Here is a 26,252-nt window from a genome sequence, read left to right as displayed (position 1 = left end):
TTCACCTCGCAATGGCGTTCGTTTGGACCAATTCAGCCCGTCAATCGTCGCCCATAGACGCGCGCAGCGATTGCGGAGAGTGGTTTTCGCCGATCGACATGGCCAGGATGCGCGAGAGATGCCGGCGCGGCAGCCCTGTCTCGTCGGCCCATCGGTTGATCTGGACCTGGATCTTGTCGAGGTCCTTCTTCGATGTCGGGTTGTCCGCGATGTCGAGGCCCGCGTCGCGAAGGGCTGCCGCCATGTCGGCCGAAATGACGAAAGCATCCCAGCCCAGCCAGCGCAAGAAATACTGGCCGGTGTTGCCGCCGAGCCGGCTGCCATGCTTGCCGAGATAGGCCATCAGCCCGACCTGGTCATCGGCGGGCCATTCGGCGAGAAAATTGCCGAAGCCGCCATGTTCCCGGGACACGCGCTCGACGAAGGCGGCGTTGTCGCGAACGGACCTGATCTTCTGCGGATTGCGCACGATGCGCTGGTCCGAGGCCAGATCGTGCCAGAAATCGTCGGGCTGGAACAAAAGCCGCTTCGGCTCGAAGCGCAGGAACGCTTCCTCGAAACCGGGCCATTTCTGCTCGATGACGCGCCAGACGAAACCGGCGGCGAAGACGCGCTCGGCCATGGTCGAAAGGATGCGGGCGTCGGCAATGTCGGCCACCGCCGCATTGTCGGGTATCGGACCCAACAGCGAGGTCAGTTCCGCCTCGCCGCCCTTGCGATTTGCCGCGCGAACGCGAATTTTCTTGAAGTCGGCCATCGGTCCCCCTCGGTTCGCCTCAATCTAGCACTTCCCGCCCGGGCCGGCAGCCTCTACCTCTAATGCATGTCGCCCAAAAGTGACCTCGGTTTTGGGAAGACGACATGCATAAAAGCAAAAACCTAAAGCGCGTCGCCTCAATCCGCTTCGACGCGACGCGCTTTAGCGCAGCAAAGCGCTTGGAGACGGCCATGAACAAGACCATCGACGACCTGGCGAACCGTTGGCTGAAGCGGAAGCCGGATGGGCTGAGCCAGTTGGAAAACCGGGTGCTGCAAAGCACCATCGAGCGTACCACCATCACCAGGGACACCAACAAGGCCGTCGCTTTCCACCAGACTTTTGGCGACCGCCTTGCCGATACGATCGCCCGCATCGGCGGCTCCTGGTCGTTCATCCTGACCTTCATCGCCTTCCTGATCGTGTGGACATCAGCCAATGTCTGGCTGTTGTCGCGCGATGCATTCGACCCCTACCCCTTCATCTTCCTCAACCTCGTCCTGTCGATGGTCGCCGCATTGCAGGCGCCGGTGATCATGATGGCGCAGAACCGCCAGACCGAACGCGACCGCATCGATGCCGCCCATGATTACGAGGTCAATCTGAAGGCCGAGATCGAGATCATGGCGCTGCATGAGAAGCTGGACGAACTGCGCCACAGCCAGATCATCGGCATGCGCGACGAAATCGTGCGGCTGGCCGAACTGGTCAAGCGGATCGACGAAAGACTGTCACAGCAGTCGGCCTCATGACCGAAGCGATCCACCATTTCATCGAGCAATACGGGTTGCTGGCGGTTTTTCTCGGCTGCGTGGCCGAAGGCGAAAGTGCCGCGATCCTGGGAGGCTTCTTCGCCCACCAGCATGTTTTCGTGCTGTGGCATGCCTTTGTCGCGGCAGCGCTGGGTGCCTTCGCTGGCGACACCTTTTTCTTCATCCTCGGCAGGAGTTTCGCCGATAATCGCCATGTCGTCAGGCTGCGCCGGCGGTCCGGCTTTCGCCGCGCCTACCGTCTGCTCAACACTCATCCCAACATCTTCGTGCTGTCGAACCGCTATGTCTACGGCATGCGCCTGGTCGGCGGCATCGCGGCCGGCCTTTCGACCATAGCGGCACCGCGCTTCGTCATCCTCAACGCCATTTCCTCGGTCATCTGGGCGGTCCTGTTCAGCACGATCGGCTATGTCTTCGGATTGGGAGCCGAGCAGTTGATTGGCCAGGCGGTGATCCAGCACGAGCGGCTGTTCGTCGGGCTCGGCATCGGCCTTGCCGTGGCCGTGCTTGCCTGGTTTGTCGCCCGCCATGTCGCCAAGCGGGAGCGCGACAAGGAGTTTTGACCGTCAGTCGATGCCGAGCGCCTGGTCCCCCCGATCGAGGATGAGCGGGATGATCAGGTCCTCCTCATCGGCCAGATGCCGGGTCAGCATCGCGATCAGACGGTTGTTTTCGTCGGCATAGGCATCGGCGGCGAAGCGCTGCTTGTCCTCACTCTCCTGAAGTGTACGGATGAACGCGTTCGCCGCCTCGGCGTTGCGCTCCAATCCTACATGGATGGTGTGGTGGTCGGCATCGAGAATCTCGAAACCGCGCTTCAGACGGGGCTCCGCCTTGGTGGAGGCCGGGAAATACTGGTAACCCTCGACATTGTGGTGGCCGTCGAGATGCCCGAGAAAATGGTTGAGGCGCGGCGCGAACCAGCGCGCGAAATCGGGGGCCGTCAGTCTGCCTTCGCGATAGTTGCCAATGCCGCCGGTGAGCATGCCGCCGAGTTCGCGGAACATGTCGTGCCGCTGCAGCCACATATTGGCCATGCCGTGAATGTTGGCGTGAGCCTGCCAGTTTTCGCGGGGATATTTGTCGGCCAGCCAGCGCAGGTCGTCCGGCAGGCCCAGGCGTTCGAGAAGCGATGAATTCGTGACCTCTGCCATGACGGTCTCCTTTGGTGACCGTCATATAGGCATCAAAGCTTCAGATCGGCACCCCCGTTATGCGCTCGATGAGAGCGATGCCCCAGACGCCGCCGGCAATCACCACAGAAATCAGCACCGCCAGCGAGCCGCAATCCTTGGCGAGCTGGATATCGATATGGAATTCACGAGAAATTGCGTCGCACGCCGCCTCGATGCCGGTGTTCAGCACTTCGACCATGATCAAGAGGAGCACCGCGCCGATCAGCAGCGCGTAACCGCGCCAAGACACCGATACGAACCAGCCAGCGGGCAAGGCCAGCACCAGCAGCATCAGTTCCTGCTGGAAAGCCTTCTCGCTAACCGCAAGCTTGCGAAATGCCCGCACCGAATTGATAAAAGCATCGATCAGCCGCTGCATGCCAAGGCCCCTCTCGGAATCACCGGCCCGGGATAAAGCAATGCCCCGATCAATGGAATAAGGCGGATCGTCCAAATTTCATTCGGCCACCGGTATAGCCGGTGTCGACTTTTCAAACTGCGGCAGCCCATCGTCGATCGAATAATAGTCGCCCTTGTCGCCGACGAAGATATGACATTCGCCCTCGAGCGCAGTCGGCTTGTCGAACGATCCCGCCATGACCGAGATATGGTCTTGGTCCATTGCCTTCCAGAACAGCAGCGACCCGCATGTCTTGCAAAAGCCGCGCCTGGCGAAGCCGGACGCTTCATACCAGGTGATGCTTTCGGCGCCTTCGATCACGATGTCGGTATCGGCAACATTGGTCGCGGCATAGAAATGCCCGCTTTGTTTGCGGCATTGCGAACAATGGCAGTAGACGACGCCACGCAGTGCCCCACTTGTCCGGAAGCGGACCGCTCCGCACAGGCATGATCCCTGGTGACTCTCCCGCACTGGGTTTCTCCCCTAAACTGTAGTCTGACGAAGGCACCAGCATTCCAGCTTTGCGGCCGTCATGCGTAAGCAATTGCGACATCTGTTGTTGTGGAAAATCCGAAGTTCAGTTTCGCTCAGCCAGATCGGTACGCGAATTTGCATGCAACGCCGCCAATCAGCGCTGCCTGGAGGTTGATAGTCTGGTTGGACGCATGCAGCCTGATGTAGCGAAAAGGCGTGAGTTCTGCCGATTAAGGAAACTTTAGCGCTACTGCATCTATGGTGATCTCCATCGAAGGTCGCGTGTGGGGACGCGCCTTTTCGTGTGTCGGCTTCGAATGGGTGGCGTCCCCGCGTCAGCGATGATGGATATGCGCCAAGTTCAGGCGCGTTCCCAAGGGAAGAGCGAACAACCATGCAGCCGGCGGCCACCCTGACCGAACGAAACACTGAGATCGCAAGCACCGTCGTGGCCACCATGCGCCAGCTTGGCGTGCTCGGCCTGCCGCGCAACTACGAGATCTTCTATGAGGCCCTGAGCGGCACCAACCGCGAGCTCGGTCTTGCCGTCCTGTCGCTGAGCAGCCGGCCGACGCAGGATGAGCTGGATCAGATCGGGCGCGCTTTCTTTGCCCATAATCATGGCCCCGGCATCATCGAGCATGCCCGGGACGTCATCGCCAAGGAGCTTGAGGAGGTCGCGTCGCTCCTGCGCAGCGAGCGCAGCCATATCGAAAAATACGGCAGGGTCCTCGACGAGACATCCAGTGGCCTGAGCAACCGCAGCCTTCTCTCCCAGGATCTTCTGCAAAAGATCGCCAACGCAATGACGATCGCAACCAATTCGACGATCGACCACGGCCGGCAGATCGCCTCGACGCTCAGCGACAAGACGGCGGAGCTTGAGAGCGTCAAGTCGAAGCTCGAGGAATACAAGCGGCTGGCCGATACGGATCCGTTGACCCAGATCTGGAATCGTCGCGCTTTCGACAAGGAAATCACCAGGATCTACAACAGCAACAAGGGTATTCTGTTCAATGCCCTTGTCCTTGTCGACATCGACCGGTTCAAGGACATTAATGACCGCTATGGCCATCCTGTCGGCGACAAGATCATCCAGATCATCGCCGAGATTTTCCAGACCAGCATCCGCGGCGACATGTTCGTCGCCCGAACCGGCGGCGAGGAGTTCGCGCTGATCATCGAGGGCGCCAGCGAGGACGCAACCTACGAGATCGCGGAACGCATTCGCGCCCTGATCGAGCAGACGCCGTTCACCAGCAGCCAGACCGGCATGAATTACGGCACCGTGACGGTATCGATGGGCATCTGCATGGCATCAGAGGCCGAAGGCCCCGAAGACCTCTACACCAAGGCGGATCGGGCGCTCTACCGCTCCAAGGTCAGCGGGCGCAACCGCGTCACCAGGCATTCAGCCATGGCAGGGCGCGCCAGCAAAAGCTGGCTGCTTTACAAGAAAGACTGAGGCTTTCGCTTTTGCCGGTTGCGCCGACACGGTCGGAAGCACAAACCGAAGTTGCAATAAAAAAGGCGCCGGTTTCCCAGGCGCCTTTCCTTTATCGGTTCCAATTGGCCGAGATCAGCCGTTGACCGCTTGCTTGTGCTGCACCGGATGGCTCTTCTTCAAGAGGTCCGAGACCAGGAAGGCCAGTTCGATCGCCTGGTCGGCGTTGAGACGCGGATCGCAATGGGTGTGATAGCGGTCCTGCAACTCCTCGGCGGTGATGGCACGGGCGCCACCGGTGCATTCGGTGACGTTCTTGCCGGTCATCTCGACATGGATGCCGCCCGGATGCGTGCCTTCGGCGCGGTGCACCTCGAAGAAGGTCTGCACCTCCTTCAGGATGCGGTCGAAGGGCCGTGTCTTGTAGCCGGCCGCCTCGATCGTGTTGCCATGCATCGGATCCGACGACCAGACCACGCTGCGGCCCTCCTTCTGCACAGCGCGCACCAGCTTCGGCAAATGGTCGGCAACCTTGTCCGAACCGAAGCGGGCGATCAGCGTCAGCCGCCCCGGCTCGTTCTCGGGGTTCAGCAGGTCGATCAGTTCCAGGAGGCCGTCCGGCGTCAGCGACGGACCGCATTTCAGGCCGAGCGGGTTCTTGATGCCGCGGCAATATTCGACATGGGCGTGGTCGGGTTGACGCGTGCGGTCGCCGATCCAGATCATGTGACCCGACGTGGCGTACCAGTCGCCCGAGGTCGAATCGACACGGGTCAGCGCCTCCTCGTAGCCGAGCAGCAGGGCCTCGTGGCTGGTGTAGAAGTCGGTTTCGCGCAGCGCGAAATTGGTTTCGGACGTAATGCCGACCGCGCGCATGAAATCCATCGTCTCGGTGATGCGGTTGGCAAGCGACTCGTATTTCTCGCCCTGCGGGCTGTCGGAGACGAAGCCGAGCATCCAGCGATGCACATTCTCCAGGCTGGCATAACCGCCCTGCGCGAAGGCACGCAGGAGGTTGAGCGTGGCCGCCGACTGGCGGTAGGCCATTTCCTGGCGGGCGGGATCGGGAATGCGCGACTTCTGGTCGAACTCGATGCCGTTGATGATGTCGCCGCGATAGCTCGGCAGCGTCACCTCGCCCTTGGTCTCGTTGTCGGACGAGCGCGGCTTGGCGAACTGGCCGGCGACACGGCCAACCTTCACCACGGGCTGCGCACCGGCGAAGGTCAGCACCACGGACATCTGCAGGAAGACGCGGAAGAAGTCGCGTATGTTGTCGGCGCCATGCTCGGCAAAACTCTCCGCGCAATCACCACCCTGGAGCAGGAAGGCTTCGCCGGCGGCAACCGCTGCCAACTGCTTCTTCAGCTTGCGCGCTTCGCCGGCAAAGACCAGCGGCGGGAAGGTGGCGAGTTGGGCTTCCGTGTTCTTCAGCGCGGCAAGGTCCGGATAGGCGGGAACTTGCTTGATCGGCTTTGCTCTCCACGAATTCGGCGACCATTTCGTCATCGCTGCACCCAACACTCTTTCCGGCGGACACCCTCGCCCGCCATTTCCCGCCCCAAACTGGGGTGGCGGCTCCATACACGAAGCCGATTTCCTATTCTAGACCGGAATTTCGGTGCTGGCGAATGGCTGACGCGCCCAGGACGGCCCGAAAGGCGAGATCAGGCTGCCTTCTCCACCAGTCGCGCCAGCTGCGTCATAACCACAGCCGAGCCCGCCAGACGCTTCTCCGCCGTCGGCCAGTCGCGGATGAAGACCACGCTATGGTCGGCCCTGATCTTGGCCAGCGAACCCTGCTCGCCAATATACTTGACCAGCCCGACCGGGTTCGAGAACTCGCGCTTGCGGAAATGGATGACGATACCCTTCGGCCCGGCATCGAGCTTCTCGACATTGGCCTTGCGGCACAGCGCCTTGATGAAGACGATCTTGAGGAGATGTTTCACTTCCTCCGGCAACGGGCCGAAACGGTCGATCAGTTCGGCGCCGAAGGCGTCGATCTCCTCGGTGTTTTCGAGATCGCCGAGACGGCGGTACAGCGCCAGCCTGAGCTGCAGGTCCGGCACGTAGCCTTCCGGGATCATCACCGCCGTGCCGACGGCGATCTGCGGCGACCAGCCGCCATCCTGCACCTCGCCGGAATCCTTCACCTCGGCGACCGCTTCCTCCAGCATCTGCTGGTAGAGCTCGAAACCGACCTCCTTGATGTGCCCGGACTGCTCCTCCCCCAGCAGGTTGCCGGCGCCCCTGATATCCAGGTCATGGCTGGCGAGCTGGAAGCCGGCGCCGAGCGTGTCGAGCGACTGCAGTACCTTCAGACGGCGCTCGGCGGTGTCGGTGAGCTTGCGGTTGGCCGGCAGTGTGAACAGCGCATAGGCGCGCACCTTCGAGCGTCCGACGCGGCCGCGCAACTGGTAGAGCTGCGACAGGCCGAACATGTCGGCGCGGTGGATGATCAGCGTGTTTGCAGTCGGGATGTCGAGCCCGGATTCGACGATGGTCGTCGACAAAAGCACATCGTACTGGCCGTCGTAGAACGCGTTCATGATGTCGTCGAGTTCGCCCGGTGGCATCTGGCCATGCGCCACCGCTACCTTCAGCTCAGGAACTGATTCCTTCAGGAAATCATGGATTTCCGCCAGATCGCTGATACGCGGAACGACATAGAAGGAATGGCCGCCTCGGTAGCGCTCGCGCAACAACGTCTCGCGAATGACCAGCGGGTCGAAGGGCGAGATGAAGGTGCGCACCGCCATGCGGTCGACCGGTGGCGTGGCGATCAGCGACAGTTCGCGCACGCCCGTCAGCGCCAGTTGCAGCGTGCGCGGGATCGGCGTCGCCGACAGGGTCAGAACATGGACATCGGTCTTCAGGTCCTTCAGCCGTTCCTTATGCTTGACGCCAAAATGCTGCTCCTCGTCGATGATCAGCAGGCCGAGATTCTTGAACGAAATCGCGGAGCCCAGCAGCGCATGGGTGCCGATAACGATATCGACCTGCCCTTCGGCAATGCCCTTCTTGGTCTCGGCTAATTCCTTTGAGCCCACCAGCCGCGACGCCTGTGCGACACGGATCGGCAGTCCGGAAAAGCGCTGCGAGAATGTCTTGAAATGCTGGCGCGACAACAGTGTCGTCGGCACCACCACCGCGACCTGAAACCCTTCCATCGCCGCGATAAAGGCGGCGCGCAGCGCCACTTCGGTCTTGCCGAAGCCGACATCGCCGCAGATCAGCCGGTCCATCGGCCTGCCCGCGCCGAGATCGTCACGTACCGAGTCGATGGCCGTCTGCTGGTCGTCGGTTTCCTCGTAAGGGAACCGGGCGGCGAACTCGTCATAGAGGCCTTCGGCCGGCACCAGGGCCGGTGCGGCCCGCATCTGCCGCTCGGCGGCGATGCGGATCAGTTGTCCGGCCATGTCAAGCAGGCGCCGCTTCAGCTTCGCCTTGCGCGACTGCCAGGCGCCGCCGCCCAGCTTGTCCAGCGTCGCTTCGGCCGTGTCGGAGCCATAGCGCGACAGCAGCTCGATGTTTTCCACCGGCAGGAACAGCCGGTCGTCGCCGGCATAGTGGATTTCCAGGCAGTCATGCGGCGCGCCAACCGCCTCAATGGTGCGCAGGCCGATGAAACGGCCAATTCCATGGTCGGCATGGACGACAATATCGCCGGCCGACAAGGCCGAGGCTTCGGCAATGAAGTCGGACGCGCGCTTCTTGCGCTTCGAGCGGCGGATCAGCCGGTCGCCCAAAATGTCCTGTTCCGCGACGACGACCAGCTTTTCGGTCTCAAAACCGGATTCCAGCGGCAAAACCGCCAATGCGGCCTGTCCCGGCTCGAGCTGTTCGGCCTCCGCCAGCGTCTCGACCTGCTTGAGATTGCCGAGATGGTGCTCGGCCAGGATCTGGCCAAGGCGGTCGAGCGAGCCCTCGGTCCAGCCGGCGATAACGACCCGGCGGCGCGCCGCGCGCTCGTCGGCTATGTGCCGGACGACCACATCGAAGACATTGACGTTCGGATCGGCTCGCTCCTCGACGAAGCTGCGGCCATGGCGCGAGCCGGCGTGGAAGACTTTCTTGCTCCCCAGGTCCGGCGCGTCGAACACGGTAAAGTCGATGTCTTCGCGCTCGCCAAGCGAAGCCTTCAGATTCTCCGGCGAGAGATAGAGCAGATCCGGCGCCACCGGCTTGTAGGGGACCGCATCCTTGAGCGCCGCGTCAGCCTGCTTTTTGCGCGCCTCGTAGTGATCGAGGATCAGCGTATGGCGCTCGGCCAGCGCCTCATGTGCCAGATGGTCGAAAACCACGGGTGCGTCGGGCAGGTAGTCGAACACCGTCTCCAGCCGCTCGTAGAAGAACGGCAGCCAATGCTCCATGCCCGCGAAGCGCCGGCCTTCGCTGACCGCCGCATAGAGTCCGTCGTCACGCTGGGGTGCGCCGAAAGCCTCGATATAGGAGCGGCGGAAGCGGCTGATGGTTTCGGGCGTCAGCGCCACCTCGCTCATCGCCTGAAGCGCCATCGACTTGCGCTGGCCGGTGGTGCGCTGCGTGGCGGCATCGAAGACGCGGATCGATTCCAGCGTGTCGCCGAAGAAATCAAGCCTCAGCGCCTCGCTCCAGCCGGGCGCAAAGAGGTCGAGAATGCCGCCGCGCACCGCGAATTCACCGATGCCGCGCACGGTCGGCACCCGCTCGAATCCCGACGTCTCCAGCCGGGCGATCAGCGCATTCATGTCGATCTGGTTGCCGGGCCTGGCGTGGAAGGTTTGGGCTTCGATAAGCTCCGCGGGCGGAATGCGCTGCAGCAGCGCATTTGCGGTGGTGAGAATGACGGCACGGTGCGGCTTCTTCGCCAGTGCGATCATGGCGGTCAGCGCATCGAGGCGCTTGGCGGCGGCATCCGAACCGGGCGAGACACGGTCGTATGGCAGGCAGTCCCAGGCAGGCAGTTCCAGCACAGGCAGGCCCGGCGCGACGAAGGACAGCGCCTCGATGATCGAAGGCAGGCGCTGGCCGTCGCGGGCCACGAACAGCACCGGCTTGTCGGGCGCGATCTCGAGCGCCGTCTGCACCAGTGCGAAAGCCTCGTAGCCGTCGGCGACACCGTCGACGATGAACTGGCCGGCGCGGCCCTTCGGCAAGCCAATGGTGGGAATGAGAGCCATCAAATTACGGTCTTGTTTGTCGCAATTCCCATGGGAAAACCGCTGCGCACTTTTCCTGGAATTGCGTGTGTTCAGAAAGTCATGGTCCGGCGGGACGCCAGGATTTTTTGCAGGACGGCACAGTCGATCTCCGCCGGCACCGGGCGTTCGCCCGTAACCAGCGGCAGGAATTCCGTGTCGGCAATATCGAGGAGCCTCTCATATTGGTCGATTTCCTCGGCGGTCAAGGTGCCGATCTCGGCATCGGCGAAGGTGCCGAGGATGAGATCCATCTCGCGCATGCCGCGATGCCAGGAACGGAACAACAGCTTGCGGCGATGGGCGTCCAGCCCCTCGCTTGATCGTTTCGTTCCGGTCATTGTGCCGCATCCTCACTTCAAGCGGCGCATATAGCGTGGATAGTGGGCGCTGTCAGCCTTGCGCTGCGGCCGTCGCGACATAAGCTGACATCATGCGTCCTTCCATCCTCGATCCCCTGTTTGTCCCGATCACCTCGCTTGCCGGCGTCGGGCCGAAGGCTGGCGCGCTGATCGAGAAGGTCGTTGCCGCCGATCTCGGCGACCGCGCCGCACGCGCCGGCGACCTCCTGTTCGTGCTGCCGCACACCGTCATCGACCGCCGAAACCGGCCGGGCATCGCACTCGCGGCCGAAGGCGCCATCGTCACGCTTGAGCTGCGCATAGACCGTCACCAGCCGCCACCGCGCGGCAACAGGTCGGTGCCCTACCGGGTCTACGCCCATGACGACACGGGCGAAATCGGCCTGACCTTCTTCCATGCCCATGCCGCCTATCTCGAAAAGGCAATGCCTGTGGGCGAGCATGTCGTGGTGTCAGGCCGGATGGAATGGTTCAACGGCCGCCCGACCATGATCCACCCCGACCATATCGCGCTCGCCAGCGAAGCGGAAAACCTGCCGCTGGTCGAACCGGTCTATCCGCTGACCGCCGGCCTCTCGGGCAAGGTGCTGCGCCGGGCGATCGGCCAGGCGCTCGGCCGCCTGCCGGAGCTGCCGGAATGGCAGGATGATGCCTTCATGCGCCGCCAGAGCTTTGCGTCCTTCGGCGACGCGCTGACGCGCGTCCATTATCCCGCTGATCCGATCGATGTCGCGGTCGAAGGGGCTGCATGGCGCCGGCTCGCCTATGATGAATTGCTCGCCGGCCAGGTCTCGCTGGCCCTGGTGCGGGCAAAGGTGCGGCGCCTGTCAGGCCGCCCTCTCGTCGGCGATGGGCGCATCGCCGAGAGCCTGCGTACAGCCCTTCCCTATTCGCTGACGCCCTCGCAGGAATTCGCGCTCGCCGAAATCAACGCTGATCTCGCCGATCCGGAGCGCATGCTGCGGCTGCTGCAAGGTGATGTCGGCTCGGGCAAGACGGTGGTGGCGCTGCTTGCCATGGCACGCGCTGTCGAGGCCGGCGGCCAGGCGGCGCTGATGGCGCCGACCGAAATCCTCGCGCGCCAGCATCTGGCGACGATCACCCCGCTTGCCGCCAAGGTCGGCTTGCGCATCGCCATCCTGACCGGCCGTGAAAAGGGTCGCGAGCGAGCCGAAACGCTGGCGGGTCTTGCCAGCGGCGAGATCGACATCGTCGTCGGCACCCATGCGCTGTTTCAGGAAACGGTCAGCTTCCACGACCTGGTCCTGGCCGTCATCGATGAGCAGCATCGCTTCGGCGTCCACCAGCGGCTTGCCATCACCGCCAAGGGCGACGCGCCCGACATGCTGGTCATGACCGCGACCCCCATCCCGCGCACGCTGGTACTGACCGCCTTCGGCGACATGGACGTGTCGAAGCTGACGGAAAAACCCGCCGGCCGCCAGCCGATCCGCACCGTCACGCTGCCGCTGGAGCGGCTCGACGAGCTGGTCGGCCGCATGCTCGATGCCGTCGCGGATGGCCAGAAGATCTACTGGATTTGCCCGCTGGTCGAGGAATCCGAAGAAATAAAACTGATGTCGGCCGAGGATCGCTTTGCCTCGCTGAAGCCGCTGTTCGGCGATCGCATCGGCCTTGTCCACGGCCGCATGAAGGGTGTCGAGAAGGACGAGGCGATGCGCGCCTTCAAGCAAGGCGAGACGCGCATCCTGATCGCCACCACGGTGATCGAGGTCGGCGTCGACGTTCCTGACGCCACGATCATGGTCATCGAGCATGCCGAACGCTTCGGCCTCGCTCAGTTGCACCAGCTGCGCGGCCGGGTCGGACGCGGCGACAAGCCCTCGTCCTGCGTGCTGCTGTACAAGGATCCGCTTGGCGAGACCGCAAAACGCCGGCTGTCGGTGATGCGCGAGACCGAGGACGGTTTCCTGATCGCCGAGGAGGACCTGAAATTGCGCGGCGAAGGCGAACTGCTGGGCACCCGCCAGTCCGGCACGCCGGGTTTCCAGGTGGCGCGCATCGAGGTGCATGCCGACCTACTGGAGGCCGCCCGTGACGACGCCAGGCTGATCCTGTCGCGCGACCCAGAACTGCAATCGGACCGCGGCGAGGCGCTGCGGCTCCTGCTCTACTTGTTCGGCCGCGACGAGGCCGTGCGGCTCCTGCGCGCCGGGTGAGGCCCTAGCGGCGGATTGGCCAGGGTTCCGTTGATCGGCTCGCCGTTCAGCGTCACCAGTTTCGTCTTCACCTCGGGAGCCACCAGCCCGGCTGATACGATCAGCTTGGCGCCGTCCTCGATCGTCATGTCGAGCGGCACGATGTCCGACTTCAGCACATACATCAGGAAACCGGTCGTCGGGTTCGGCGTGCACGGCATGAACACGGCAATCAGCGGATCACCTTCCTGGTCGAGCTTCTGGTTGATCTCGGTTTCCTTTTCGCTGGCGACGAACACCAGCGACCACACGCCCTTGCGTGGATATTCGACCAGCCCAACCTGGCGGAACATGTCGCCCTTGTTCGACAGCACGGTCTCGAAAATCTGCTTCAGCGAGCCGTATATGCCGCGCACCAGCGGCATGCGGCCAAGCAAGCGCTCGCCAAAGCCGACTATGGCGCGGCCGACAATGTTGGCGGTCAGAAAACCGATCAGCGTGATCAGGATGAGCGCAACGATGAGCCCGAACCCTGGAACCGGAAACGGCAGATAGGTGTCGGGGCTGTAGCGCGCCGGAATATACGGTTTCACCCAGGAATCGACCCAGCCGATGAACGACCAGGCGATATAGGCGGTGATCGCCAGCGGCGCGCAGACGATGAAGCCCGTGAGGAAATAGTTCCTCAGCCGTGTCATGCCGGAAGTCTTGGGAGCGTCTGACATGGTTCACCGGAGGCGCTATTGCGACGCGACATTAGTGAACCGGAAGACGCTTTGGAACTGCGAAGTTTTTAAAGGCGCCTGTTTACAAGAGCCTATTCCACCGTCACCGACTTCGCCAGATTGCGCGGCTGGTCGACGTCGGTGCCCATGAACACGGCGGCGAAATAGGCGAGCATCTGGATCGGCAGCGCATAGATGATCGGCGAGATGATTTCCGGCACATCCGGCAGCACGATCGTCTCCATCGTCTTCAGGCTCACCTGTGCCGCGCCCTTGGCGTCGGTGATCAGGATGATCTTGCCGCCACGCGCCGCCACTTCCTGCATGTTGGACACGGTCTTTTCGAAGATGCGGTCGTGCGGCGCGATCACGATCACCGGCATGTTCTCGTCGATCAGCGCGATCGGCCCATGCTTCAGCTCTCCGGCGGCATAGCCTTCGGCGTGGATGTAGGAAATCTCCTTCAGCTTCAGCGCGCCTTCCATGGCGAGCGGGAAATTGGTGTCCCGTCCGAGATAGAGCACGTCCTTGTAACGCGACAGTTCCCGCGCGATCCGTTCAATCTGCTCTTCGAGCTTCAGCACCTGGTTGGCATAGCGCGGCGCTTCCGAAAGCGCTCGCACCAGCGTTTTCTCTTGCTCCTTCGAGATCGCTCCGCGCGCCACGCCGGCGCGCACGGCAAGCGACGCGAGCACGGACAGCTGGCAGGTGAAAGCCTTGGTCGAAGCGACGCCAATCTCTGGCCCGGCCAGCGTCGGCAGCACGACGTCGGATTCGCGCGCCATGGTCGATTCCCGCACGTTGACGACGGCGCCGATCTTCATCCCGGCCTTGCGGCAATAGCGCAACGAGGCCAGAGTATCGGCGGTCTCGCCCGATTGCGAGATGAAGAAGGCGGCGTCGTTGGCCGACAACGGCATCTCGCGGTAACGGAATTCCGACGCGACATCGATATCGACCGGGAGCCGCGCATAGCGCTCGAACCAGTATTTGCCGATCAGGCCGGCGAGATAGGCGGTGCCACAGGCGGAGATCGCCAGCCGGCCGATCTTGGCGAAGTCGAATGGCAGATCGAGCGGCTTGGAAACGCCGGAGACGAAATCCACATAATGAGCCAGCGTGTGCGAGATCACCTCGGGCTGCTCATGGATCTCCTTCTCCATGAAATGGCGGCGGTTGCCTTTGTCGACCATGAAGCTGGTCGAGAGCGACTGCTGGCGCTTGCGGTCGACTTTTTTGCCGTCGATGTCGAAGATGGCGACGCCGTCGCGACGCACCACCGCCCAGTCGCCGTCCTCGAGATAGGTGATCGAATTGGTGAACGGAGCGAGCGCGATGGCGTCGGACCCCAAAAACATCTCGCCGTCGCCATGGCCAACGGCCAAAGGCGGGCCATTGCGCGCGCCGACGATCAGGTCCTCGTCACCCTTGAACATGATGGCTAGCGCAAAGGCGCCTTCCAGCCGCTTCAGCGCCTTATGCGCGGCTTCGACCGGCTTTAGCCCCCTGGCGAGTTCGCGCGCCACCAGATGCGCCACGACCTCGGTGTCGGTCTGCGACGAGAAGGAATAGCCGTCGCGGATCAGCTCCTCGCGCAGTTCGGCGAAATTCTCGATGATGCCGTTGTGGACGATGGCGACGCCGTCCGAAAAATGCGGGTGCGCATTGGTCTCGTTGGGCACGCCGTGGGTTGCCCAGCGCGTATGGCCGATACCGATCCTGCCGTCGAGCGGCTCATCCTTGAGCCGGCGTTCGAGGTTGACCAGCTTGCCCTCGGCACGGCGGCGGCCCAGCTCGCCCTTCTCAATGGTGGCGACGCCGGCGGAATCATAGCCGCGATATTCGAGCCGCTTCAGTGCGTCGACGATGAGCGGCGCAACCTGCGAGTGGCCGACGATTCCAACGATACCGCACATGCAGACAGTCCCCGATTGCCCACGGAAAACCAGCGATATTTAGGCGTGGCCGGCCTGCCGCGAAAGTCACATTGCATTTCGTCCGCTGTAACGGACGCTTCAGCAGGCATGCACCATGACAGCCCGCTCTTGCAATCCGGTTACGGCAATCGTTCGGCTTTTTCGATTGCTTCGGCGAGAAAGCAGACCGTCGACCAATCGCTAGTGGTCGGCGCCAGCCGCTTTCTTCTTCGCGGCCGCCGCGGAAGCAAAGCGTTCGCGCAATTCCTTGCCCTTGCCGGGGATCGTCTTCTGGCGAGCCCGGCCGAAGGCCAGCGCATCGTCGGGCACGCTTTCGGTGATGACACTGCCCGAGGCGATATAGCCGCCATTGCCGATGGTGACCGGCGCCACGAGCGAGGAATTGGAGCCGATGAAGGCACCCTCGCCGATGTCCGTGAAGAACTTTGAGTAGCCGTCGTAGTTGCAGGTGATGGTGCCCGCCCCGATATTGGCGCCCGCGCCGACACGCGCGTCGCCAATATAGGTCAAATGGTTGACCTTGGCGCCGTCCTCGATAACGGCTTGCTTGACCTCGCAGAAATTGCCGACCTTGGCCTTGTTCCTGAGATCGGCGCCTGGCCGGAGCCGGGCGAACGGCCCGACATCGCAATTGGAAGCGATGGTGGCGCCCTCGACGTGGCTGAAGGCGTGGATTTTGGCGCCGCTGGCGATCCTCACGCCCGGACCAAACCAGACGTTGGGTTCGACGATGGTGTCGGCGCCAATTTCGGTGTCGTGCGAGAAAAACACGGTTTCCGGGGCGATCAGAGTCACGCCCGACAGCATCGCGTCATGGCGCCGGCGCTGTTGCCAGATGGCTTCGGCTTGCGCCAATTCGGCGCGATTGTTGATGCCGAGCGCGCTTTCGAAGCTGGCTTCGGTGGCAACGACATCGAGATTTTGTGCACTGGCGATCTCGACGATATCGGTCAGATAATACTCGCCCTTGGCATTCTCGTTGCCGACCGCGTCGAGCAGTTTCATCGCGTGCGCGCCGGCCACCGCCATCATGCCGGCATTGCAGAAGCCGATTTTCTTCTCCTCTTCGGAGCAGTCTTTTTCCTCGCGGATAGCTGTGAGCTTGCCATCCTTTTCGATCAACCGGCCATAGCCGGTCGGATTGGGTGGGCGGAATCCGATCACCACGACGGCAGCACCTTCCGCCAATCTCCGCCGCGCCAGCGTGAGCGCATCCGCATCGATCAGTGGCGTGTCGCCAAACATCACAAGGACGTCGTCATAACCCTTTGATATTGCTGCGCGGGCAGCGATAACGGCATGCGCCGTACCCAAGCGCTTTTCCTGCTCGAAGGTTTCCGCCTTCGGTGCAAACTTCGCCGCCGCCTTGCGCATCTCGTCGGCGCCATGGCCAATCACCAGCGCCAGCCCGCTCGCACCCGCGGCTTCGGCCGCCTTGACCACATGGGCCACCATCGGCAACCCGGCGATCTGATGCAGCACCTTCGGCTGCGCGCTCTTCATGCGCGTGCCTTCGCCGGCTGCGAGGATGACGGACAGGCAGGATCTCTGGCTCATGGACGGGCAACCGTATGAAAGGGTTGGGAATCGATACAGGATAGCAGTGGCGCCATGCTGCACCAATGCGGTTAAATTCCGGTGAGATGGCAGAGCAGCTGACTCTTAATCAGCGGGTCCACAGTTCAATCCCTTGCCTCACCCCAAGTTGACAAGCGTCAGCCCAGCCGCCCCAGCACCGGAAAATTCTCCAGCAGCCAGTAGGACACCGTCTGCACGCCACCGGTGAGGAAAAACACGCCGGCGACCACCAGCAGCGCGCCGATCGCCTTTTCGACGCGGCCGAGATGGACGCGGAATTTGCCGAGGAAGCGCATGAAAGCGCCGGAGAACAGCGCCGCGATCAGGAACGGGATACCGAGGCCGAGCGAATAGGCGGCGAGCAGAAGGGCCCCCTCGCCGACCGTCTCGCGGCCACCGGCCAGCGTCAGGATCGGCCCCAGCACCGGGCCGATGCAGGGCGTCCAGCCGAAGGCGAAGGCAAGGCCCATGACATAGGCGGCGACGGCACTGGCTGGCTTGCCCTGCGACTGGAAGCGCGCCTCGCGTGACAGGAGCGGGATGCGCAGGATGCCCAAAAAGTTCAGGCCCATCAGGATGATCAGCACGCCGGCGCCCATCGCCAGCGGCTCCTGCCAGACGCGCAGCAGCCGGCCGATGGTCGACGCGCCGGCGCCTAGCGCGACGAACACGGTGGAAAAACCGAGCACGAAGGCGATCGAGGAATAGAGCAGCGCGCCGCGTGCGCCCTCGCGTGCCGTCGCACCTGCATTGCCGCGGAAATCGTCGACGGAGACGCCGGCCATGTAGCAGAGATAAGGCGGCACTAGCGGCAGCACGCATGGCGAAAGGAACGAGATGGCCCCCGCCCCGACCGCGCTGACATAGCCGATATCCAATGCCATTCCAAAACTCCAACCTTTGGCGTCCGATATAGCGGCACGCCGGTTCGTCCGCCAATCACCATCGTGTGGCAAGTCATCGCGGGCGGGGAAGAAAGCATCCGCGCAGGGCGTTGACACGACGAGGCCGCGATTTCCCGCGCGCCTTCGAATATCAGCCACGGAGATTTCCATGAAAACGATAACTGCGGCGCTGGCCGCGCTCCTGCTCAGCACCGCCGCATCCTTTGCCGCCGAAGCGTGGAAGGAAGCCGAGGTCAATGGCACCAAGATCTACACCGACGCCAATGGCATGACGCTCTACACCTATGACAAGGACGAGAAGGGCAAGACCAACTGCTACGACAAGTGCGCCACCAACTGGCCGCCGCTGAAGGCCAAGGCCGGCGCCAAGGCGGACGATGAATGGAGCGTCGTCGACCGTACCGACGGCACCAAGATGTGGGCCTATGACGGCAAGCCGGTTTACACCTTCATCAAGGACAAGAAGGCCGGCGACGTGACCGGTGATGGCGTCGCCGGCGTCTGGCACGTTGTCAAGGCGGACTGATTTCCCCATCGGGAGTTCCGCCAAACGGGACTTCTCACCGGCCGCCGGGCATCCCTCCAAGTCCGGCGACCGGGCCGTCACGGACTCGACTTGACCCATTCCAGGCCGATTGGACCAGCAACAAATTGAACCTCTCCCAATCTTCCGAGGCTTGCGCCCACTCATTCTAAAATATGTGATGTTCTCCATACACTCTAAGAGTGTATTGCTGTCAGCGGCCCCGCAATTTGGGCGCTTGCCCTTGACCGGATGCAAAAGCGCGGCCATGTGAGCGACGAACAGAACCGAGATTTCGTCGCGCGCAGCGGAATTCTTCTGCCGCATCACAGCTGATATGAGACCTCATGGACGTCGTCGTCGTCGAATCGCCGGCCAAGGCAAAAACAATCAACAAATATCTGGGCAGGAACTACAAGGTTCTGGCCTCGTTCGGCCATGTCCGCGATTTGCCGGCCAAGGATGGCTCGGTGCGCCCGGATGAAGATTTTGCCATGTCCTGGGCGGTCGACACCGCCTCCGGCAAGCGGCTCGCCGACATCGCCAAGGCAGTCAAGGACGCCGACGGCCTGATCCTCGCCACCGACCCGGATCGCGAAGGTGAAGCCATCTCCTGGCACGTTCTGGAAGTGCTCAAGCAGAAGCGCGCGCTGAAGGACAAGCCGGTCAGCCGCGTCGTCTTCAACGCCATCACCAAATCGTCGGTGCTGGAGGCGATGGCCAATCCGCGCCAGATCGATGCGCCGCTGGTCGACGCTTATCTGGCCCGCCGCGCGCTCGACTATCTCGTCGGCTTCACCCTGTCGCCTGTCCTGTGGCGCAAATTGCCGGGCGCCCGCTCCGCCGGCCGCGTCCAGTCGGTGGCGCTGCGCCTGGTCTGCGACCGCGAATCCGAGATCGAGCGCTTCATCCGCGAGGAATATTGGCAGATATCAGCTCTCCTCGGCACACCGCGCAACGAGACCTTCGAAGCCCGCCTCACCGCCTTCGAGCGCAAGAAGCTGCAAAAGCTCGACATTGCCAACAAGGCACAGGCCGACGACATCAAGGCGATGCTCGAAGGCGCCACCTTCAAGGCGCTGTCCGTCGAAGCCAAGCCAACCAAGCGCAACCCCGGTCCGCCCTTCACCACCTCGACATTGCAGCAGGCCGCTTCATCGGGCCTCGGCTTCTCGGCCACGCGCACCATGCAGGTGGCCCAGCGGCTCTATGAGGGCATGGAGATCGGCGGCGAAACCACTGGCCTGATCACCTATATGCGAACCGACGGCGTGCAGATGGCCCCCGAGGCGATCGACGCCGCGCGCGATGCCATCGCCAAGGAATTCGGCCCGAAATACCTGCCGGAGAAGCCGCGCCAATACACCGCCAAGGCCAAGAACGCGCAGGAAGCGCACGAGGCCATCCGGCCGACGGATTTCATGCGCACCCCGGCGTCGGTCAGGCAATATCTCGATTCCGACCAGATGCGGCTTTATGAACTGATCTGGAAGCGCGCCATCGCAAGCCAGATGCAGTCGGCCGAGATCGAACGCACCACTGTCGAGATCGAGGCGCTGAATGGCGCCCGCACCGCTGAACTTCGCGCTGTCGGCTCGGTCGTTCGCTTCGACGGCTTCATCGCCGCCTACACCGATCAGAAGGAGGACGACGCCGAAGACGAGGAAAACCGCCGTCTGCCGGAGATCCGCTCCGGCGAGCAGCTTGCCCGCCGCGCGATCAATGCCACCCAGCACACGACCGAGCCGCCGCCGCGCTATTCCGAGGCGTCGCTGATCAAGAAGCTGGAAGAACTCGGCATCGGCCGCCCCTCGACCTACACCGCGATCCTGAAGACGCTCGAGGACCGAGACTACGTCACCATCGACAAGCGCCGGCTGGTGCCGCAGGCCAAGGGCCGCCTGCTGTCGGCCTTCCTGGAAAGCTTCTTCGAGCGCTATGTAGAGTATGACTTCACCGCATCGCTGGAAGAAAAGCTCGACGAGATCTCCGACGGCAAGCTCGCCTGGAAGGACGTGCTGCGCGATTTCTGGAAGGATTTTTCGGGCGCCGTCGCCGACATCAAGGAGCTGCGCGTCACCGATGTGCTCGATGCGCTGAACGAGGAACTGGCGCCGCTGGTTTTTCCCGCCCGCGAGGACGGTTCCAACCCGCGCATCTGCCCGAAATGCGGCACCGGTAATCTGTCGCTGAAGCTCGGCAAGTTCGGCGCTTTCGTCGGCTGCTCGAATTATCCCGAATGCTCCTTCACCCGCCAGCTCGGCGACGCCGCCAATCCCAATGGCGAGAATGGCGGCGGCGAGGACGGTACCAAGGTGCTGGGCAAGGATCCTTATACGGCCGAGGAAATCACGCTGCGCTCCGGCCGCTTCGGCCCCTACATCCAGCGCGGCGACGGCAAGGAGGCAAAGCGTTCGAGCCTGCCCAAGGGCTGGACGCCTGATTCCATCGACCATGAGAAGGCGCTGGCCTTGCTGGGGCTGCCGCGCGACGTGGGCAAACATCCCGAATCCGGCAAGATGATCTCGGCCGGCCTCGGCCGTTACGGGCCGTTCGTGCTGCACGATGGCACCTACGCCAATCTCGACAGCATCGAGGATGTGTTTTCCATTGGCCTCAACCGTGCCGTCACGGTGATTGCCGAGAAGCAGTCCAAGGGCAAGGGTGGCCGCAATGGTGGCACGCCTGCGGCTCTGAAGGAGCTTGGCGACCATCCGGATGGCGGCGGCAAGATCGTCGTGCGCGATGGCAAATACGGCCCCTACGTCAATTTCGGCAAGGTCAACGCCACGCTGCCCAAGGGCAAGGATCCGCAATCGGTGACGATCGAGGATGCGCTGGCGCTGATCGCCGAAAAGGAAGCCAAGGGCGGCGGTGGCAAGAAGCCGTTCCGCAAGGCGGCGGCAACCAAAGCCCCCGCCGCCAAGAAAACAGCGGCCAAGAAGCCGGCCGCGAAGAAAAAAGGGTAGAACGGCGTGGCGCGCAGGATCACCGGAAGAAGTCACGGCGATCCCCGCACCGCCGACACCCGGGCCAAGGTCAAGGACGACTATCGGCCCTCGCGCGACGAAATCCTGCGCTATATCGCCGAAAACCCAGATCGCGCCGGAAAGCGCGACATCGCCAAGGCGTTCGCACTGCGCGGCGACGACCGCATCTGGCTGAAGGATCTCCTGCGCGACCTGCAGGACGAAGGCGTTCTGACCAAGGAGCGCAAGCGGTTGGCCCGGGTCGGCGCCCTACCCCATGTCGCCGTGCTTGACATCTTTGGCCGCGACGGCGATGGCATCTTGCTGGCGCACCCGGCCGAGGCAGTCGGTCCGGGCGAGCCTCCCGTGGTCTCGATCCGCGTTTCGCGCAGCGGCAACGGTCCCGCGCCAGGCATCGGCGACCGCGTGCTGGCCAAAACCTTCCCGACCGACGATCCGTCAGGGCCTGCCTATACCGGCCGGGTGATCAAGATCTTCGAGAAGCGCACGGACGCTGTCCTCGGCGTCTTTCGCGTGCTTCAGGACGGCAGCTTCCGCATCGAGCCGGTGGAACGGCGCCAGCCCGAGCTGATCGTCGACAAGGAATTCCAGAACGGCGCCAAAAACGGCGATCTTGTCGAAGTCGAGCCAGCGCGAGCCTCCCGCTTTGGGTTGCCCCGCGCCAAGGTGCTGAATGTGCTGGGTTCGCTGACCAGCGAAAAGGCGGTTTCGATGATCGCCATCCACGCGCACGACATTCCCCACATTTTCCCGGCCGACGTCATTGCCGAATCCGAGGCGGTGAAGCCCGCGACGCTTGACCATCGCGAGGACTGGCGCGACCTGCCGCTGGTTACCATCGATCCGGCCGACGCCAAGGACCATGACGACGCGGTCTTCGCCACCCCTGATCTCGACGAGAAGAACCCCGGCGGCGTCATCGCGACGGTCGCCATCGCGGATGTCGCGGCCTATGTCCGCCATGGCACGGCGCTCGACCGCGAAGCGCTGAAGCGCGGCAATTCGGTTTATTTCCCAGATCGCGTCGTGCCGATGCTGCCCGAGCGCATCTCCAACGATCTCTGTTCGCTGCGCGAGGGTCAGGATCGCCCGGCACTCGCGGTGCGCATGACCTTCTCCGCCGAGGGCAGAAAGATCAGGCACTCCTTCCACCGTGTCATGATGAAGTCGGCGGCCAAGCTGGCCTATAGCCAGGCCCAGGCCGCGATCGACGGTGTACCAGACGACAAGACCGGCCCGATCCTCGACACTGTGCTGAGGCCGCTGTGGGAGGCCTATGCGATCCTCAAGCGCGGCCGCGACGGCCGCCAGCCGCTGGAACTCGACCTGCCGGAGCGCAAGATCCTGCTCAAGCCGGATGGCACGGTCGACCGCGTCATCGTGCCGGAGCGGCTCGACGCCCACAAGCTGATCGAAGAGTTCATGATCCAGGCCAATGTCGCCGCGGCCGAAACGCTGGAAGGCAAGAAGCAGGCGCTGGTCTATCGTGTCCATGACGCGCCGTCGCTGGCCAAGCAGGAATCGCTGCGCGAATTCCTGCAGACGCTTAGCCTGTCATTGGCGCGCGGCGCCCAGATGCGGCCCAGCCAGTTCAACGGCATTCTTGAGCGTGTGCGCGGCGCCGACAATGAGGCGCTGGTCAACGAAGTGGTGCTGCGCTCGCAGAGCCAGGCCGAATATTCACCCAAGAACATCGGCCATTTCGGGCTCAACCTCAGCCGTTACGCTCATTTCACCTCGCCGATCCGCCGCTACGCCGACCTGATCGTGCATCGCGGACTTATTGCCGCGCTCGGTCTCGGCCCCGGCGGGCTGACGCAGGATGAGGAGGCCCGCCTCGAAGATGTTGCGGTGCTGATCTCCGGCACCGAGCGGCGCGCGATGGCTGCCGAGCGCGACACGGTCGACCGGCTGATCTCGGCCTACCTCGCCGAGCGGATCGACGACCGCTTCGACGCCCGCATCTCCGGCGTCACCAAATCAGGACTTTTTGTCCAATTGCCGCAATATGGCGCCGATGGTTTCATCCCGGTGTCAACTTTGGGCGGCGATTACTATATATACGATGAAACGGCCCGCTCCCTGTTCGGAGAACGCTCGGGCAAAGGCTACCAGCTCGCGGACCGCGTCGAGGTCCGGCTCGTCGAGGTGGCGCCAATGGCCGGCGCGATGCGCTTCGAGATGTTGACCGACCCAAAGCCCCTGCCAGGCTCCAGCAGGTCGTTTCACAAGGCTAAGGGCCGCGCCCGTGCGTCGCAATCGCGACCGGGGTCGCGCGGCAGGAGACGATGATGGAACAACAGGTTTTTGGTGGCGAACATCACTCTGGCCGGGTTGCCCGCCCCTTGTGGACGGCGATGAAGCGGGGCTTCTTGGGCCGCTGCCCGAACTGTGGCGAAGGCAAGCTGTTCCGCGGCTTCACCAAGACTGTCGAAACCTGCAGCGTCTGCGGCGAGGAGATCCATCACCATCGCGCCGACGATCTGCCGGCCTACCTGGTCATCGTCATCGTCGGCCATATCGTTCTCGGTGCCTTCATGGGCGTGGAAGCGACCTCGACGCTCTCCACCTGGCAGCACATTGCAATATGGGTGCCCTTGACCATCCTGCTCTCCATCGCGCTGCTGCAACCGGTCAAGGGTGCCGTCATCGGACTGCAATGGGCGTTCTATATGCACGGGTTCGGTGGCCAAAAGGATGGGACGGAGTCCCACCACGGCGCCTAAGGCGCCGCTGGCGCAACACGCCAATCGGTAAGGCCACTTTCGCATGCAAGAAGTTTCCGCTAGGTCCCTGCGCATGGAAGCATTGACCAAGGCGGATGCCGACAAGCTCGACAAGGGTCTTGCCACGCATGGCGGCGGGCGCCTGCGTCCGCGTGACGCCGCGACGCTCATCCTGCTCGACCGCAAGGGCGACGACGTCCTGGTGTTGATGGGGCGCCGCCACGCCGCACACGCTTTCATGCCAGGCAAGTTCGTGTTCCCCGGCGGCCGAACCGACCCTGCCGACAGCCGCATACCGACAGCGACGGCACTTGACCAGCACGAAGAAGCCAAGCTGACGGCCGGCCCCGGCCGCACCAGCCGCGCCCGCGCCCGCGCCATTGCCTTGTCGGCGGTCCGCGAGACCTACGAGGAAGCCGGCCTGCTGATCGGCCGCAAAGGCGCCTTTGCCACGACCAGGCGCGATTGGCAGGGTTTCGTCGAACATGGCGTGGCACCGTCGCTGGAAGCATTGCGCTTCGTCGCGCGCGCCATCACGCCGCCGAACCGGGTACGCCGCTTCGATACCCGCTTCTTCAGCGCCTGGCGTGGCGATGTCGCCGTCGAACTGCCCGATGGCGGCCCGACCAATGAATTGGAGGAACTGGTCTGGCTGCCGCTCGCCAAGGCCAAGCAGGCCGACATACCCGACATCACTCGAATGATCCTGGACGAGCTGGAAAAGCGGCTCGCCGACGATCCGCTGCTGCGTCCGGGCGGACCTGTCCCTTTCTACCGGCTTGTCCGCAACCACTTCACCCGCGAACTTCTCTAAGCAATTCCAGGAACACTGTGCCGCGGTTTTCCCACGGGAATTGCGCAAGATCAAAAAGACAGAGTATTCAGCATCCCATGACGGTCGATACCCAACCACAGGGCGACGAACGCGTACACTGGCTGCCGATGGTGGCGGCGATTTCGTCGATCAGCGTCGTCGGCATCGCCATTGGCCTCGGCATGCCCTTGCTCAGCGTCATCCTGGAAACACGCGGTCATTCGGCCTCGATGATCGGCCTGAACACGGCTGTCGCCGGCCTGGCCTCGATCGCCGGGGCGCCGCTGGCCACGCCGCTCGCCATGCGCTTCGGCGTCGCCTGGACCATGATCGCCATGATTGCCACCGGCGCGCTCGCCTTCGTCGGTTTCCATTTCGCGCCCGATTTCTGGATGTGGTTTCCGCTGCGCGTCGTTCTGCACATCGCGCTGACCGTGCTGTTCATCCTGTCGGAATTCTGGATCAGCACGTCGGCGCCGCCACACCGGCGCGGCCTTGTGCTTGGCATCTACGCCACCGTCCTGTCGCTCGGCTTTGCCGCCGGGCCGTGGCTGTTCGCCCATCTCGGCAGCTCCGGCTTCAGGCCGTTCGGCGTCATCATTGCCCTGGTGACGCTGGCTGCCATACCGGTGCTCGCCGCGCGCAACGAAAGCCCGACCATCGTGGCCGACAGCGAAACCAGCCACTTCCTGCGTTATATCTGGCTGGTGCCGACCGCGACTTTCGCCGTGCTCGTGTTCGGCGCGGTTGAGACAGGCGGCTTCGCGCTGTTCCCGGTCTACGGCAACCGCATCGGTTATTCCGAGGCCGACGCGGCGCTGCTGCTGACCATGATCGGCCTCGGCAATGTGCTGCTGCAGATTCCGATCGGCATGATCAGCGACCGCGTCTCCGACCGGCGTTATCTCTTGCTCGCCTGCGCCACGGTCGGCCTCGTCGGCACGATATTCATGCCGTTCTTTGCCGCGAACTGGCATTTGATGGCCGCGCTACTCTTCGTCTGGGGCGGTGTCGTCGCCGCCATGTACACGATCGGCCTCGCCCATCTCGGCTCGCAGCTCTCCGGCCACGAACTGGCCTCCGCCAACGCCGCTTTCGTGCTGTGCTACGGCGTCGGCATGGTGCTTGGCCCGCAGGCGATCGGCATCGGAATGGACAGTTTCGGGCCTTCCGGATTCGGCTGGTCACTCGGCCTGTTCTTCGGCGCCTACATCGCCCTGGTCTGCTTCAGGCTCGTGCGCAAGCTCCTGCTGTAACGCTGTGCCGTCGAGTGCCCTTATCCGCCGCGCCGCGGCGGATGCTGACAGAACCGTGTCAGGAGCGT

21 protein-coding genes are annotated in these 26,252 nt (G+C 63.2%); 10 read left to right on the top strand and 11 right to left on the bottom strand.

Translation table 11 applies throughout. The features are described 5' to 3' along the window. Window positions 1-40 precede the first annotated feature (40 nt). Window positions 41-757, bottom strand: coding sequence for a DNA-3-methyladenine glycosylase I (locus tag LB571_RS25580; RefSeq protein WP_140873724.1), 717 nt, complete (start codon window positions 755-757; stop codon window positions 41-43). A 191-nt stretch (window positions 758-948) separates the two neighbouring features. On the opposite strand from LB571_RS25580, the gene LB571_RS25575 reads away from it, so the two are divergent. Next, complete coding sequence (locus LB571_RS25575; RefSeq protein WP_015317651.1) at window positions 949-1,509, top strand: DUF1003 domain-containing protein; 561 nt, start codon at window positions 949-951, stop codon at window positions 1,507-1,509. Further along, on the top strand, window positions 1,506-2,093 hold the full coding sequence (locus tag LB571_RS25570) for a DedA family protein (protein ID WP_140793166.1): 588 nt from the start codon (window positions 1,506-1,508) through the stop codon (window positions 2,091-2,093). Before LB571_RS25575 ends, LB571_RS25570 begins: the two co-directional genes overlap by 4 nt. Before the next feature lie 3 nt (window positions 2,094-2,096). On the opposite strand, the gene LB571_RS25565 is transcribed toward LB571_RS25570, so the two are convergent. From LB571_RS25565 to LB571_RS25555, 3 genes are all read right to left on the bottom strand, one after another. Beyond that, window positions 2,097-2,684, bottom strand: a complete 588-nt coding sequence (locus tag LB571_RS25565) for a hemerythrin domain-containing protein (RefSeq protein ID WP_224599004.1) — start codon at window positions 2,682-2,684, stop codon at window positions 2,097-2,099. Window positions 2,685-2,724: 40 nt separating this feature from the next. Further along, window positions 2,725-3,084, bottom strand: coding sequence for a diacylglycerol kinase (locus LB571_RS25560; RefSeq protein ID WP_015317648.1), 360 nt, complete (start codon window positions 3,082-3,084; stop codon window positions 2,725-2,727). A 78-nt stretch (window positions 3,085-3,162) separates the two neighbouring features. After that, window positions 3,163-3,579, bottom strand: coding sequence for a GFA family protein (locus tag LB571_RS25555; RefSeq protein ID WP_140873718.1), 417 nt, complete (start codon window positions 3,577-3,579; stop codon window positions 3,163-3,165). Window positions 3,580-3,976: 397 nt separating this feature from the next. On the opposite strand from LB571_RS25555, the gene LB571_RS25550 reads away from it, so the two are divergent. After that, window positions 3,977-5,047 carry a GGDEF domain-containing protein gene (locus tag LB571_RS25550; RefSeq protein WP_224599001.1) on the top strand — a complete coding sequence of 357 codons (1,071 nt, stop codon included), beginning with the start codon at window positions 3,977-3,979 and terminating at the stop codon, window positions 5,045-5,047. 114 nt (window positions 5,048-5,161) lie between these two features. Here LB571_RS25550 and LB571_RS25545 read toward each other — a convergent pair whose 3' ends face one another. From LB571_RS25545 to LB571_RS25535, 3 genes are all read right to left on the bottom strand, one after another. After that, window positions 5,162-6,535, bottom strand: a complete 1,374-nt coding sequence (locus LB571_RS25545; protein ID WP_140616228.1) for a class II 3-deoxy-7-phosphoheptulonate synthase — start codon at window positions 6,533-6,535, stop codon at window positions 5,162-5,164. 158 nt (window positions 6,536-6,693) lie between these two features. After that, window positions 6,694-10,191: a transcription-repair coupling factor gene (gene mfd, locus LB571_RS25540; protein ID WP_224598984.1), complete on the bottom strand. Its 3,498-nt coding sequence runs from the start codon at window positions 10,189-10,191 to the stop codon at window positions 6,694-6,696. Between the two features lie 71 nt (window positions 10,192-10,262). Next, window positions 10,263-10,550 carry a succinate dehydrogenase assembly factor 2 gene (locus LB571_RS25535; protein ID WP_224527891.1) on the bottom strand — a complete coding sequence of 96 codons (288 nt, stop codon included), beginning with the start codon at window positions 10,548-10,550 and terminating at the stop codon, window positions 10,263-10,265. Window positions 10,551-10,642: 92 nt separating this feature from the next. Here LB571_RS25535 and recG point away from each other — a divergent pair, with 92 nt between their 5' ends. Beyond that, window positions 10,643-12,751, top strand: a complete 2,109-nt coding sequence (recG, locus tag LB571_RS25530; RefSeq protein WP_224598981.1) for an ATP-dependent DNA helicase RecG — start codon at window positions 10,643-10,645, stop codon at window positions 12,749-12,751. Here recG and LB571_RS25525 read toward each other — a convergent pair. The 4 genes from LB571_RS25525 to LB571_RS25510 all read right to left on the bottom strand — a co-directional run bounded on the left by LB571_RS25525 (window position 12,703) and on the right by LB571_RS25510 (window position 17,854). Next, complete coding sequence (locus LB571_RS25525; protein WP_031240956.1) at window positions 12,703-13,455, bottom strand: DUF502 domain-containing protein; 753 nt, start codon at window positions 13,453-13,455, stop codon at window positions 12,703-12,705. The genes recG and LB571_RS25525 overlap by 49 nt on opposite strands. Window positions 13,456-13,547: 92 nt before the next feature. Then, complete coding sequence (gene glmS / locus LB571_RS25520; protein WP_140616219.1) at window positions 13,548-15,371, bottom strand: glutamine--fructose-6-phosphate transaminase (isomerizing); 1,824 nt, start codon at window positions 15,369-15,371, stop codon at window positions 13,548-13,550. A 201-nt stretch (window positions 15,372-15,572) separates the two neighbouring features. Next, on the bottom strand, window positions 15,573-16,949 hold the full coding sequence (gene glmU / locus LB571_RS25515; RefSeq protein WP_140873710.1) for a bifunctional UDP-N-acetylglucosamine diphosphorylase/glucosamine-1-phosphate N-acetyltransferase GlmU: 1,377 nt from the start codon (window positions 16,947-16,949) through the stop codon (window positions 15,573-15,575). 158 nt (window positions 16,950-17,107) lie between these two features. After that, the gene (locus LB571_RS25510) at window positions 17,108-17,854 is read right to left on the bottom strand and encodes a cytochrome c biogenesis CcdA family protein (protein ID WP_015317638.1); all 747 of its coding nucleotides are present in this window, start codon (window positions 17,852-17,854) and stop codon (window positions 17,108-17,110) included. 169 nt (window positions 17,855-18,023) lie between these two features. On the opposite strand from LB571_RS25510, the gene LB571_RS25505 reads away from it, so the two are divergent. From LB571_RS25505 to LB571_RS25480, 6 genes are all read left to right on the top strand, one after another. Then, the gene (locus LB571_RS25505) at window positions 18,024-18,401 is read left to right on the top strand and encodes a hypothetical protein (protein ID WP_015317637.1); all 378 of its coding nucleotides are present in this window, start codon (window positions 18,024-18,026) and stop codon (window positions 18,399-18,401) included. 344 nt (window positions 18,402-18,745) lie between these two features. Then, entirely contained in the window at window positions 18,746-21,367 is a 2,622-nt protein-coding gene (gene topA, locus LB571_RS25500; RefSeq protein ID WP_224527904.1) for a type I DNA topoisomerase, read from the top strand. Window positions 21,368-21,373: 6 nt separating this feature from the next. Next, window positions 21,374-23,680, top strand: coding sequence for a ribonuclease R (rnr, locus tag LB571_RS25495; protein ID WP_224598978.1), 2,307 nt, complete (start codon window positions 21,374-21,376; stop codon window positions 23,678-23,680). Next, window positions 23,680-24,114 carry a DUF983 domain-containing protein gene (locus LB571_RS25490; protein ID WP_015317634.1) on the top strand — a complete coding sequence of 145 codons (435 nt, stop codon included), beginning with the start codon at window positions 23,680-23,682 and terminating at the stop codon, window positions 24,112-24,114. The genes rnr and LB571_RS25490 overlap by 1 nt, the downstream gene beginning before the upstream one ends. Window positions 24,115-24,187: 73 nt before the next feature. Next, on the top strand, window positions 24,188-24,928 hold the full coding sequence (locus LB571_RS25485; RefSeq protein WP_140616207.1) for an NUDIX hydrolase: 741 nt from the start codon (window positions 24,188-24,190) through the stop codon (window positions 24,926-24,928). 77 nt (window positions 24,929-25,005) lie between these two features. Further along, window positions 25,006-26,184 carry an MFS transporter gene (locus tag LB571_RS25480; RefSeq protein WP_140616205.1) on the top strand — a complete coding sequence of 393 codons (1,179 nt, stop codon included), beginning with the start codon at window positions 25,006-25,008 and terminating at the stop codon, window positions 26,182-26,184. The last annotated feature ends 68 nt before the right edge of the window (window positions 26,185-26,252 follow it).

It is taken from the genome of Mesorhizobium sp. BR1-1-4 (genome assembly GCF_020165375.1).
GTDB lineage: Bacteria > Pseudomonadota > Alphaproteobacteria > Rhizobiales > Rhizobiaceae > Mesorhizobium > Mesorhizobium australicum.
This window is presented reverse-complemented; position numbering and strand designations above follow the sequence as displayed.